The organism is Pseudomonas sp. LAIL14HWK12:I7, from assembly GCF_000483465.1.
Lineage (GTDB): Bacteria > Pseudomonadota > Gammaproteobacteria > Pseudomonadales > Pseudomonadaceae > Aquipseudomonas > Aquipseudomonas kermanshahensis.
In genome coordinates, this window is record NZ_AXYZ01000024.1 from 36,462 (window position 1) to 48,368 (window position 11,907).

Genomic DNA, 11,907 nt, shown 5'->3' on the forward strand with positions numbered 1-11,907 from the left:
TGGGAACACAGGCATCATGGGGTGCGGCGCATTACCTCCCGCGCTTGAGGCCGCCGCAGAACGAGCAGCGCGTGGGCCAGCAGGCCGAACAGCAGGCCCCAGAACGCCGCCGACAGGCCAAGGAAGGACACCCCCGAAGCGGTGACCAAAAAAGTGAACAGCCCGGCATCACGCTCAGCAGGCTCGGCGAGGCTGCGTGCCAGGGCTTCGCTGATTGCCCCGTACAGGGCCAGCCCGGCAAGGGCCGCGATCAGTGCCGCCGGAAATGCCGCGAACAGCGACATCAAGGTGGCCCCAGCAACCCCAAGCAGCAGGTACAGCACACTGCCGGCGACGGCCGCGACATAGCGCCGGCGCGGGTTTTCATGGGCCTCATGGCCTGTGCACAGGCTGGCGGTGACGGCCGCCAGGTTCAGGCCGTGGCAACCAAAAGGCGCGAGCACGGCGCCACCGATGGCGCTGGCACTGATCAACGGGCTGGCCGGTGTGGCGTAACCGGCGTTGCGCAGCACGGCCATCCCCGGCATGAATTGCCCGGTGAGGGCCACCAGCACCATGGGCAACGCCAGGCTGAACACCGCCGCCAAGCTGAATTGCGGGGCAATCCATTGCGGCGAGGCCAGTTGCAGTACCAACGCCTCGCTGCGAAACGCCCCGCTGGCCACGGTCACGACGGCGCCCACGCACAGTACGGCGGCCACCGCATAGCGCGGCTGAAGCCTGCGCATCAGCACATAGGTGATGAACATGGCCACCACCAGCAGCGGCTGTACCGGCAAGGCGCGGAACACCTCGATGCCGAAACTGAACAAGATGCCGGCTTGCATTCCGGCGGCAATGGAGCCTGGCAGGCGCGCGATGATGCGGTCGAAGGCCCCGCTGATGCCAATCAGCAGCAAGACCAGGTTGGCCACCAGGTACGCCCCCACGGCCTGCTCCAAGCCGAGCTCAGGCAGGGCCGTGACCAACAGCGCCGAGCCTGGGATCGACCAGGCGATCACGACCGGCACCCGGTAGCGCAGGCTGAGTACAGCGCCGAGCACTCCGCTGCCCATGGAAACGGCCCAGACCCAGGAAGACAGCTGGCCATGGGACAACTGCGCGGCCTCGGCAGCGTGAAAGATGATCACCAATGGGCCGGCGTAGGAGATCATCGTCGCCAGGCAGCCGGCGACGATGGCAGACAGCGAGCTGTCCTTGATCAGGGTTTTCATTACGCTTGCGCCGCCGTAGCCAGGCCATGGCGCTTGCCACTGACCAGGTGCACGGCCATGGCCAGCGCGGCAATCGCGCCAGGGATGGCGAACGCGATGAAATTCAGTTGCAACGGCAGGTTGATGCCCATCAGCGCGCCACCCAGCAGCGGGCCGACAATGGCGCCATTGCGGCCAATGCCCGACGCCCAGCCCAGGCCGGTGGAGCGCACCGCCAGGCCATACATCTGTGCCGCGCCGGCATACAACAGGATCTGCGTGCCGATGGTGGTGGCGCCGGCGATGAAGATCAGCAGGTACAGCACCGGCATCGGGCTGTTCACCCCCAACAGGCTGATCGACAGCGCGGCGGCAATGAAGAAACCGACCTTGACCTTGACCAAGTTGTAGCGGTCGCCCAACCAGCCCCCCAAAATCGCCCCGGCCATGCCACCGAAGTTCAGCGCCAACAGGAACGACAGGCTCGAACCCAGGCTGTAACCCGCGTTGGCCATCAGCTTCGGCAACCATGAACTGAGCGCGTAGACCATCAGCAGGCAGCAGAAGAACGCCAGCCACAGGGCCAGTGTGCGCACGGCCAGGCCGTTGCGGAACAGCTCGACGACCGAGCTGCCAGCCCCCTTGCGGTCGGTTGCCTGAAGCACGTCACCAGGCTGGATGTCGCACGCGGGGTCAAGCTGTTTGAGCAGCTTGCGGGCTTCTTCGGTGCGCCCTTTACGTACCAGGAAGCCAATGGATTCTGGCAGGTAATAGAGAATCACCGGCAACAGCAGCAGCGGTACCGCCGCAGCGAAGAACATCGACTCCCAGCCGAAACGCGGCAGCATGAAAATACCGACGCCTGCCGACAGCATGCCGCCCAGCGAATAACCACTGAACATGATCGCCACCAGCGTGCTGCGCAGGCGTTTGGGGGCGTATTCGTTCATCAATGCCACGGCGTTAGGCATCAAGCCGCCACACCCGAGGCCGGCGATGAAGCGGTAGATGCCGAACTCGCTGGGGCTGGTGGCAAAGCCGTTGAGGATGGTCGCCGTGGAGAACAAGGCGAAGCAGATGGCGATCCCCGTCTTGCGCCCGATGCGGTCGGCCAGGCTGCCGAATACCAGGGCGCCGAACATCATGCCGAACAGCGCATAACTGCCCAGGGCGCCGGCCTGCAGGGGCGTCAGGCCCCACTCTTTCATGATTACCGGCAGTACCACGCCGTAAATGAACAAGTCATAGCCGTCGAAGATCAGCAGCAGGCCGCACCAGGCCATGACCATCCAGTGGAACGCGGTAAAGCGCGCATTATCGATGATCGGGTGCACGTCAAGGGTTCGCATGGCATCTGTCTCTGTTGTTTTTGTTGTGGAGTAAAACGGTTGCCGGGGGGGGGCTGGCTCAGCCGAGGTCGCCGCCCCCTACCGGCAGCGTTACGCCGGTGATGTAGGAAGCTTCGTCGGAGGCCAGGAAGAGGATGGCGCCGACCTGCTCGTCGATGCTGCCGTAGCGGTGCATCAAGCTGCTGTCGAGGGTCTGGTCGACGATTTGCTGGTACCAGGCCTTTTCCTGCGCGCTCTGCTCGGCGGCGTTGCGCGGCACGCGCCGTGGCGGTGCCTCGGTGCCGCCAGGGGCAGTGGCATTGACACGGATACCGCGCCCGGCGGTTTCGAAAGCCAGGCAGGCGGTGAGCGCGTTGACGCCACCTTTGGCCGCGCCGTAGGGCACGCGGTTGACGCCACGGGTGGCGATGGACGAGACGTTGACAATGGCCCCTGCCCCGCGTTCGAGCATGTACGGCAACGCGGCATGGCAACACCACAAGGTGGGGAACAACGAGCGGCGCACTTCGGCCTCGATCTGTTCCACTTCGTAGTGTTCGAAAGGCTTGGCCCAAATGGTGCCGCCGACATTGTTGACCAGGATGTCGAGGCGGCCGAACGCTTCGACCGCAGCGGCCATGACGCGGGCACAATCGCTGTGCAGTTCGAGGTCGGCGGTGAGGGTCAGCATGCCCTCGCCGGCCAATTCGTGGACCAGCTCTGAGCGGTCCACCGCCACCACCTGCGCGCCTTCGGCCTTGAGCCGCCAGCACACGCCGCGGCCAATGCCTTGGGCGGCGCCGGTGACCAGGGCGACTTTGCCTTGAAATCTTGTGTTCATCAGTATTTCTCCATGCTGACGCGGACGCTGTGGGAGCGGGCTTGCCCCGCTAGCAGACCCCACGGTGGATGGCACGGGCTGCGCCCGTGTTCGCGGGGCAAGCCCGCTCCCACAAGGGCGGCCCCAAGGAAACTCAGGCCGCGGCGGCGAACTTCTCGTAGTAGAAGTTCGCCGGCGTAATGCCCTGCTCGCGAACGTACTGGCTGACTGCCTCGACCATCGGCGGTGGCCCGCACAGGTACACGTCCACATCGCCGTCATTGAGGTGGCGCGGTTCGATGTGCTGGGTGACATAGCCTTTCTGCGGGTACTGGCTGTCTGGGTTGGCCACGCAGGCGCTGAAGGTGAAGTTTGCAATGCGCGCCGCCAAGGCCTGCAGGCGGTCCAGCTCGACCAGGTCGAAGTCGTTGGTGACCCCGTAGATCAGGTGCACCGGGTATTCGCTGCCCTGCTCGGCGATCTTCTCCAGCATCGCGGTGAACGGTGCCAGCCCGGTGCCACCTGCCAGCAACAGCAGTGGGCGCTGGATCGGCCGCAAGTAGAAGCTGCCCAGCGGCCCAGCCAGGCTCATGCTGTCGCCGGCCTTGGCCAGGTTGGTGAGGAAGCTGCTCATCAAGCCGCCCGGCACGTTGCGGATCAGGAAGCTGACCTCGCCGTCCTTTTGCAGCGAGCTGAACGAGTAAGCGCGGCTCTGCTCGCTGCCGGGCACCTTGAGGTTGACGTATTGCCCCGGCAGGAATGCCAGCCGGCTCAGCGCCTCGCCCTTGATCGACAGGGCAATGGTGCTCGCCGACAACTGGCGCACGTCGCTGATGGCGGCTTCGAAACTGGCCTGTTCGGTCTTGCACACGTGCGAAGAGGCCGGGATGCGCACCACACAGTCGGATTCAGCCCGCATCTGGCAGGTCAGCACATAGCCTTCGGCGATTTCGTCCTCGCTCAGGGCGTCTTCGATGAAGTTGTCGCCCAGGTCGTAGCGCCCGGACTCGGCCTTGCACTTGCAGGTGCCGCAGGCGCCGTCGCGGCAGTCCAGCGGGATGTTGATGCCCTGGCGGTAGGCGGCGTCAGCCACGGTCTCATGGCCAGTGGCCTCGATGAAGCGGGTTACCCCGTCCTCGAAATTCAGTGCGATCTGGAAGCTCATGTTGCACCTCGCGGGCGAGCCTGCCCGCGGCGCGCCATGCGGCACACCGGGCGGCTCGCGTTACCTCGGTTCAGATGTGGTAGATGTCGATGACCTGACGCACGTAGTCGTTCTTCAGGACCACCTTCTTGGCCTTGATCAACGGCTGCTCGCCGCGCAAATCGAGGGTGTAGAAGCTGCTGCCGAAGTAGCTGTCGGTGGTCTTGTAGCGAAAGCTCAGGGTGTGCCAGTTGAAGCGCACCTGGCAGTAACCCTCGCCCTGCTCAACGATCTCGATGTTGCTGATGTTGTGCGAGGTACGGGTGTCCGGCACGGTCGCGCTGGAGCGCTCGGTCTTGATGCGGAACACCCGGTCCTCGAGGCCACCACGGTTGCCGTACCAGATCAGCGAGATTTCGCTTTGTGGGTCTTCGGTGAGGCGGTCGTCATCGTCCCAGGACGGCATCCAGAAGCTGGCATCGGCTGCGTACAGCTCCAGCCACTGGTCCCATTCGGCGTCGTCCAGGTAGCGCGCTTCGCGGTAGAGGAAGTCGCGCACGGTTTCGTAGAGGCTCATTGCACGGCCTCCACGGGGATCAGTTGCTGCTCATCCTTGAGCGCCTGGATCATGGTGTCCTGCCAGTACTTGTGTTGCAGCACGAACAGGCCTTCGTCCTCGGTGCGCACGCCTGACAACAGCGGCTTGAGCTCGATTTCCTGGGCCGCCTCGTCAGCGCCCTCGACCCAGTGGGCAGCGCCGCGGGACATGTCGTTCCAGCCGGTGCCGCCGCCGTAGCCGGTCTGGCACGAGCGGAACTCTTCAAGGTCGTCCGGGGTGGCCATGCCGCTGACGTTGAAGAAGTCCTCGTACTGGCGGATGCGCTTGGCACGGGCGTCAGCGCTCTCGCCTTTGGGCGCGATGCAGTAGATGGTGATTTCGGTCTTGTTTACCGAAATCGGCCGGGCAATACGGATTTGCGAACTGAATTGGTCCATCAAGTACACGTTGGGGTACAGGCAGAGGTTGCGCGAGTTCTCGATCATCCAGTCGGCGCGTGCTTGGCCGTAATCGGCGGCCAGCTGGTCACGGCGCTCGTAGGCTGGGCGGTCTTCTGGGTTGGCCCAACGGGTCCACAGCAGCAGGTGGCCATGGTCGAAGGAATAGAAGCCCCCGCCCTGCTTGGCCCAAGCGCCTGCGCTCATGGTCTTGATCTCGTCACCCGCCTCGCGCTGTTTGCGCTGGTTCTGGGTGGCGGCGTAGTTCCAGTGCACGGAGCTTACGTGGTAGCCGTCGGCGCCGTTCTCGGCGGTGAGCTTCCAGTTGCCTTCGTAGATATACGAACTGGCGCCACGCAGCACTTCCAGGCCTTCGGGTGACTGGTCGACGATCATGTCGATGATCTTGGCCGACTCGCCCAGGTGCTCTACCAGCGGTTTCACATCGGCATTCAAGCTGCCGAACAGAAAGCCCCGGTACGACTCGAAGCGCGCGACCTTGGTCAGGTCGTGGGAGCCGTCGCAGTTGAAACTGTCGGGGTAGCCGGCGTTGCTCGGGTCTTTGACCTTGAGCAGTTTGCCGCTGTTGTTGAAGGTCCAGCCATGGAATGGGCAGGTGTAGCTGGCACGGTTACCGCGCTTGTGCCGGCACAGCATGGCGCCGCGGTGGCTGCAGGCATTGAGGAAGGCATTGAGTACCCCGTCCTTGTTGCGCGCGATAAAGATCGGCTGGCGCCCCATGGTCAGGGTGAGGAAGTCGTTTTTCTCGGGGATCTGGCTTTCGTGCGCCAGGTAGATCCAGTTGCCCTCGAAGATGTGCTTCATCTCCAGGTCGAACAGGCGTGGGTCGGTGAACATCTCGCGCTTGCAGCGGTAGATGCCCTGTTCACGGTCGTCTTCGAGCATGGCATTGAGGTAGTCGAATCCCAGGGACATGGCCAGGGTCTCCATTGTTATTGTTCAGACCGGGTCAGGTTAGGGATTCGACGGGTGGGGGACTATCCGGATTGTGCAGAGTGCTATCCAGTCATTCAGGCCTTTCTAATCGCTGTATTTGCTTTTAGCCATTTTTCCCTATTGGCCCTTGCTCTGCTCTGAGCCTCCAAGGTTAATTTAATCCTTGTTGAGAGGAGTTCGAGTTTTTCCACCCCCTCAGCAAGCCAGTTTGCGGCGATAAATCTGGTATCGGTGTACGATTTGATTGGGTGAGTTTTCATATTGGAGATCAGCGCTAGCCCATCCCGATGAAGGGACACCGTCACACTTTGAACCAGCTCTAGATCCTCGGGAAGGAATTTATCGCGCGCAAACAGCTTGTCAATCCGCGCTCCAGTCCCCTTGCCCTGATAGGCAATGAAATCTGCAAATTTGTCTTTGTCGCGGCTTGTTATGTGATGCGCGAACGAATAACTATCTCTACTAGTATATTTGGTCGGTGGTTCATCTATTGAAAATGGGCCTTGATAGATGAGGTCCGGTATGGAGCTTCGCCGCGGCCGAATTCCAAAAAAAGATTTCCATTCATGCCCACTGGGGTCTGCCCTATTCACAGGATCGCCGCCACAGTAACAGTACGTATTCACTCCCCCGCCCCAAATGGACTGAGACTGTCGGGGCTATTGAACCTCATCAACACAGGGTTGAACCCCCGGTATCCATCCCCCAACAAATAATGACCCGTCGTAGATTCTTTGCGCTGCCCATTGAATCGCAACAATGAGGAACCCGTGCTATCACCTTCATAGCCGTAACCCGTGTATTTCATCGACGATGCTTGCCCTCCCATACATTCCAAGACCGAATCTTTTAGGTCAGTCAAGTAAAATGCAACATGTTTAGCATCCCGCTGACCGAGCACCTGGCCTGCCGCACGCAATAGCGTCAATGCCTGCGCACCAGGATATCTGACCATCGCCAGACCCTCCGGCGAGTAAAAATACAACTGCTGCAAAGTAGACATAAGTGTCACCATTTTATCCATGAAGGCAAATGGTGGATCCGCGCTAATCTGCTCGCAACTGGCAGAAATAACAGGTACAAAGTACGGCTCCGCTTAACCGCGTCGCTTGAAGGTCTGCGATGGCAGCTCACCAAACTGCTGCCGGTACACCTCGGAAAACCGCCCCAAATGCAGGAAGCCGTAATCCAGAGCAAGCTCCGTCACACTCCGCACCCCACACGTGGCATCACTCAAACACGCCTGCACCCGCGCCAGCTTGCGTTGCCGCACATACTGCTTAGGCGTGGTACCCAAGTGCCGATCAAACAAGGCATACAACGACCGCACGCTCATGCAGGCCTGCTCTGCCAGCACTTCAGCTGAAAGTTCGAGCTTCAGGTTGCGCTCGATGTAATCAAGAATCCGCTCAAGGCTAGCCGCCGGTGCACTCAGGCTTTCGCGCCGGATGTTGGTGCTCATCAAGGTCAGCAGTTTGCTGGCCACAATCTGGCTGTAATGCCCCTGCACCCGCGGCAACGACTCATTCACCTCGGCTTCATGGCACACCATCGCCAGCAGGTTTACAAACCCATCCAGCTCTTCCAATCGGTAGTGGTTACGCAGGAACCGCACGCCGCCATCCGGGCGATGCCAGCGTTGTTCTTCGCAGATCGAGTCGAGCAGCCGGGTCGGTACCTTGAGGATAAATTTCTCGCAGTCTTCCGAGTAGGTCAGGTCAACCGGGTCGTCTGGGTTGATCAGCAACAACTCGCCCGGCACCAAGTGATGCTCGCGCTGGGGCCCGCGCCACAGGCAGTTGCCGTTGAGCAACACTTGCAAGTGGTAGATGGTTTCCAACGCAGGCGAGGTGACGCGCACGCTGCCGCCGTAGCTGATGCGGCACAGGTCGAGTTCGGCGAACTTGCGGTGGCTAAGGCTGGCCTGGGGGTGGGTGGTGCGCGACAAACCGATGCAGTGCTGGCCCACATGCTGGTTCACATAATCGGACACAGCATAAGGGTCGGCGTGGTGAAACACGCTACTGCGCTCGCTCAGCAGGCGGCTTTCCATAGGCAAGGCACTCGGTTTCGTTATTGTTCTGGGCGCCGCTTCCTACGGGCCTTGGGGCCGGTGGTTGCGGTCGATCACGGTTATTCTATCGAGCTGGTCGCTGGGTACTGGGGCAGGCGACAGCCGGTGAATAGGCACACACTAAGCAAAAAGGCGGGGATTGGGCAATGCGACCATTGGAATCGTGGGCGGATAGCGGACAACAGGGCACGGTTAAGCGTGCGATTATCGAACACTATTTCATTTTTACGGTATCGCTATCTCCTGCCGCCCTGCCCACCCCTGGCTCCTCGCCCGAAACTGGCGCGGCGCAACGGCGAACAGCTCACGAAAACGCCGGTAGAAATGCGGAAAACTGACAAAGCCGCTGGCCACGGCCACTTCTGTCAATGACTTGCTGGTGTGTTGCAGCAACTGCCTGGCATGGGTCAGGCGCAATTCCAGGTAGTAGCGCGGCGGTGTCGCCTGTACATGGCGGCGGAACAGCCGCTCCAGGTGCCGACGCGACAAGCCTGCATGTTCGGCGATTTCGTCGATGCCGATCGGGTCTTCGATATTCGCATGCATCAGCTCAAGGGCCAAGCGTATGCCCTTGGGCAGGCTGGGGTCGATGTCCGCTGCAGTGGCCGGGGCATCGCTCATCACCCGTGCGCGATCGCAGGCCAGCATCTGCTCCACCGCCCGGCGCAACCCGTTGCCACCTCTGTGTTCGAGCAAGGCCAGCATCATGTCCAGGGCACTGCTAGCCCCTGCGCAACTCAGACGCCGACCATCCAACACATGGGCTTGGCGGCTGACACGTACCTTGGGGAACAGCTCGCTCATCATTGCCCGACCATCGGGGTGGAAGGCGCAGGCGTGGTCATTGAGCAGGCCGGCTTCGGCCAGGAAGTAGGTGCCGTTCCATAGACCACCCAGCTGGCAGCCATGCTGGTCGGCCTGGCGCAGCTTGGCGCGCAGCAGCGGTGCGCTTTCCAGGCGCACCCGAAACCCACCGCATACCAACAGGGTGTCTAGCACCTGCACATCGAGCTCGGCCAGTGGCGTGTTGACCGGCAAGGCGATGCCCAGGTCGCTCATGACCTGTGCTCCATCACCCACTACCTGGATCTGGAACAGTGGCGTGGCGCTCATCAGGTTGGCGGTGACCAGGGTGTCCATGGCCGCAGTAAAGGCCATCATGGAGAAATGCTCACGTAACACGAAGGCGACGCGTTGGCACGGCATCGACAGCGAAGTACGGCCTGCGGTGTCCAGGTGGGCCAGGTTGGCGTTCTTGAGGGTGCTTTCGAAATGGCTCATGGCTTTGACTCAACTGCAAAAATCGCGTTGGCTTCTTCGCGAGCAAGCGCGCGCCTACAGGCAGCGCGCAAACCCAACGCTGGCACGAACCCTGTGGGAGCGGGCTTGCCCGCGAAGAAGCGCTCACCGATGGAACAGGTTACTTGCTGGCCTGTGTCGCCGCCGCGCGCGACGCCTGCAGCCACGCGTCGAACTGCTGGCGATGCGCCGCAACCCACGCTTTGGCATGGCGGGTGATGTCAGCAGGCTTTTTCTCACCTTGCTGCATCTTGAGGTTCTGCGCGCTCTCGTCCGCCGTGGTGATCTGCATCAGCGACAGGAACTTGGTGGCTGCCGGGTTTTCCTGGGCGAATTCCTTGTTCAGCACCGCCTCGACCTTGTCGACCGCAAAGCCCAGGTTCTTGCCCTTGTACATCGTGTCGACATCGTTGTTGCCATCCGGCAGGTCGGTCTTCGGCACTTCCAGCCAAACCACGTCCTTGTCCTCGACCAGCACGGTGGAGATCCACTGTGGCACCCAGGTGAAGTACAGGATCGGCTTGCCTTCCTTGTAGCGGGTGATGGTGTCGGCCATCAGCGCGAAGTACGAGCCCTGGTCGACGTGCACGCTGCTGTCCAGGTCATAGGCTTTGATGTGGTGCGAGATGATCAGCTCGCAGCCCCAGCCCGGGTTGCAGCCGGTCAGGTTGGCCTTGCCGTCGCCGTCAGTGTCGAACAGCTTGGCGATCTCCGGCTTCTTCAGGTCGGTGATGTACTTGATGTGGTACTGCTCGGCGGTCTTCTTGTCGATCAGGTAGCCCTGCAGCACGCCAGGCATGATGTCGCCGGCCTTGACCATCACGTCATCGCCGCCGGCCTGCTGGTAGAACTTGTCGTGCAGCTTGTCCCACAGGTGCACGGTGAAGTCGGCATCGCCGTTGGCCAGGGCCACCATCATCACGCCGTACTCGGTTTCCTTAGGCTCCTGCACCTTGTAGCCCAGCTCGCGCAGGCCTTCCATGGCGACTTCGCCACGGAAGCGTTCTTCGGCGATGGAGGGGAAGATCGGCGTTACCTTCACGCCCTCGCCCGGCTTGTCGGCCGAGGCGTTGGCGCACAGCGAGGCGATTACCAGGGCCAGCGCGCTGGCGCCTTGCAGGATGCTGCGGGAGAACTTGGATTCCAACATCGTCGCGTACCTTCTTCTGGTTTTTATGTCGTGTGCGGCAGTACGAATGTGTTTGCGTCAGGCGGTCTTGCGCCGCCCTGCAGCGTGCCCTGAGCCGCATAGGCGCAGCACCGCACCCACGGGCCCGGTGTGGTACCAGCGCAGGCTCGGGTCGGCATTGGTGCGCGCGCCCATGGCTTGGGTCAGGCGGTCGAGGAAGATCGCCAACAGCACCAGCCCCATGCCACCGACCGTGGCCAGGCCCATGTCCAACCGGCCGATGCCGCGCAGCACCATCTGGCCCAGGCCGCCGACCGAGATCATCGAGGCGATCACCACCATCGACAGCGACAGCATCAGGGTCTGGTTGAGCCCGGCCATGATGGTCGAGGTGGCCAGCGGCAGCTGCACGCGGGTCAGCATCTGGCGCGGCGTGCAGCCAAAGGCGCGGGCCGCTTCGGTCTTGTCTTCCGGCACCTGGCGGATGCCCAGGTTGGTCAGGCGCACCAGCGGCGGCAGGGCAAACACGATGGTCACCAGCACGCCCGGCACGTTGCCGATGCCAAACAGCATCACCACCGGCACCAGGTAGACGAACGCCGGCAGCGTCTGCATCGCATCGAGCACGGGGCGGATGATGCTTTCCAGGCGGTTGCTGCGGGCGCAGACAATGCCCAGCGGGATGCCGATCACCGCGCAGAAAAACACCGAAGTGAGCACCAGCGCCAGGGTGGTCATCGACTCCGACCACACGCCGATCAGCCCCAGCAGGGTCAGGGTGACGAAGCACAGCAGCGCCATGCGCTTGCCCGCCAGCTGCCAACCGAGCAAGGACGACAGCAGGATGCCGATGGTGGGCGGGATGCTCTGCAGGGTGAACTCGATGCCGTTGAGCACCTGGTCGATCGGCCAGCGGATGGCGCGAAACACCTCGCGGAAGTTGTGCACGAGGAAGTTGAGGGTAGCG

At 62.1% G+C, this 11,907-nt stretch carries 12 protein-coding genes; all 12 read right to left on the minus strand.

The window, feature by feature from the left end; translation table 11 throughout:
• Positions 1 to 14 precede the first annotated feature (14 nt).
• Positions 15 to 1,214 carry a benzoate/H(+) symporter BenE family transporter gene (locus tag D886_RS0119010; protein WP_027595423.1) on the minus strand — a complete coding sequence of 400 codons (1,200 nt, stop codon included), beginning with the start codon at positions 1,212 to 1,214 and terminating at the stop codon, positions 15 to 17.
• Entirely contained in the window at positions 1,214 to 2,542 is a 1,329-nt protein-coding gene (locus D886_RS0119015) for an aromatic acid/H+ symport family MFS transporter (protein WP_027595424.1), read from the minus strand. The genes D886_RS0119010 and D886_RS0119015 overlap by 1 nt, the downstream gene beginning before the upstream one ends.
• Before the next feature lie 58 nt (positions 2,543 to 2,600).
• Positions 2,601 to 3,362 (minus strand): 1,6-dihydroxycyclohexa-2,4-diene-1-carboxylate dehydrogenase, encoded by a 762-nt coding sequence (locus D886_RS0119020; protein WP_027595425.1) that lies wholly within the window; start codon positions 3,360 to 3,362, stop codon positions 2,601 to 2,603.
• 133 nt (positions 3,363 to 3,495) lie between these two features.
• The gene (gene benC / locus D886_RS0119025) at positions 3,496 to 4,506 is read right to left on the minus strand and encodes a benzoate 1,2-dioxygenase electron transfer component BenC (protein ID WP_027595426.1); all 1,011 of its coding nucleotides are present in this window, start codon (positions 4,504 to 4,506) and stop codon (positions 3,496 to 3,498) included.
• Between the two features lie 70 nt (positions 4,507 to 4,576).
• Positions 4,577 to 5,062, minus strand: coding sequence for a benzoate 1,2-dioxygenase small subunit (gene benB / locus D886_RS0119030; protein WP_027595427.1), 486 nt, complete (start codon positions 5,060 to 5,062; stop codon positions 4,577 to 4,579).
• Positions 5,059 to 6,417 carry a benzoate 1,2-dioxygenase large subunit gene (gene benA / locus D886_RS0119035; protein ID WP_027595428.1) on the minus strand — a complete coding sequence of 453 codons (1,359 nt, stop codon included), beginning with the start codon at positions 6,415 to 6,417 and terminating at the stop codon, positions 5,059 to 5,061. The genes benB and benA overlap by 4 nt, the downstream gene beginning before the upstream one ends.
• Positions 6,418 to 6,512: 95 nt before the next feature.
• Positions 6,513 to 7,031, minus strand: coding sequence for a hypothetical protein (locus tag D886_RS28395; RefSeq protein ID WP_177323904.1), 519 nt, complete (start codon positions 7,029 to 7,031; stop codon positions 6,513 to 6,515).
• Positions 7,032 to 7,060: 29 nt separating this feature from the next.
• Positions 7,061 to 7,441, minus strand: coding sequence for an RHS repeat-associated core domain-containing protein (locus D886_RS28615; protein WP_050580771.1), 381 nt, complete (start codon positions 7,439 to 7,441; stop codon positions 7,061 to 7,063).
• A gap of 93 nt (positions 7,442 to 7,534) precedes the next feature.
• Complete coding sequence (locus tag D886_RS0119045; RefSeq protein ID WP_027595429.1) at positions 7,535 to 8,491, minus strand: AraC family transcriptional regulator; 957 nt, start codon at positions 8,489 to 8,491, stop codon at positions 7,535 to 7,537.
• 246 nt (positions 8,492 to 8,737) lie between these two features.
• The gene (locus D886_RS0119050) at positions 8,738 to 9,793 is read right to left on the minus strand and encodes a GlxA family transcriptional regulator (RefSeq protein ID WP_027595430.1); all 1,056 of its coding nucleotides are present in this window, start codon (positions 9,791 to 9,793) and stop codon (positions 8,738 to 8,740) included.
• Positions 9,794 to 9,932: 139 nt separating this feature from the next.
• The gene (gene proX / locus D886_RS0119055; protein WP_027595431.1) at positions 9,933 to 10,961 is read right to left on the minus strand and encodes a glycine betaine/L-proline ABC transporter substrate-binding protein ProX; all 1,029 of its coding nucleotides are present in this window, start codon (positions 10,959 to 10,961) and stop codon (positions 9,933 to 9,935) included.
• A 57-nt stretch (positions 10,962 to 11,018) separates the two neighbouring features.
• Positions 11,019 to 11,907: ABC transporter permease subunit (locus tag D886_RS27110; protein WP_033694275.1), on the minus strand; the 889-nt coding region annotated here is incomplete at its 5' end.

Bases quoted from the DNA above. Each gene is read 5' to 3' on its own strand.
- D886_RS0119010 (WP_027595423.1), bottom strand. From the start codon at position 1,214: ATGAAAACCCTGATCAAGGACAGCTCGCTGTCTGCCATCGTCGCCGGC.
- D886_RS0119015 (WP_027595424.1), bottom strand. From the start codon at position 2,542: ATGCGAACCCTTGACGTGCACCCGATCATCGATAATGCGCGCTTTACC.
- D886_RS0119020 (WP_027595425.1), bottom strand. From the start codon at position 3,362: ATGAACACAAGATTTCAAGGCAAAGTCGCCCTGGTCACCGGCGCCGCC.
- benC (WP_027595426.1), bottom strand. From the start codon at position 4,506: ATGAGCTTCCAGATCGCACTGAATTTCGAGGACGGGGTAACCCGCTTC.
- benB (WP_027595427.1), bottom strand. From the start codon at position 5,062: ATGAGCCTCTACGAAACCGTGCGCGACTTCCTCTACCGCGAAGCGCGC.
- benA (WP_027595428.1), bottom strand. From the start codon at position 6,417: ATGTCCCTGGGATTCGACTACCTCAATGCCATGCTCGAAGACGACCGT.
- D886_RS28615 (WP_050580771.1), bottom strand. From the start codon at position 7,441: ATGTCTACTTTGCAGCAGTTGTATTTTTACTCGCCGGAGGGTCTGGCG.
- D886_RS0119045 (WP_027595429.1), bottom strand. From the start codon at position 8,491: ATGGAAAGCCGCCTGCTGAGCGAGCGCAGTAGCGTGTTTCACCACGCC.
- D886_RS0119050 (WP_027595430.1), bottom strand. From the start codon at position 9,793: ATGAGCCATTTCGAAAGCACCCTCAAGAACGCCAACCTGGCCCACCTG.
- proX (WP_027595431.1), bottom strand. From the start codon at position 10,961: ATGTTGGAATCCAAGTTCTCCCGCAGCATCCTGCAAGGCGCCAGCGCG.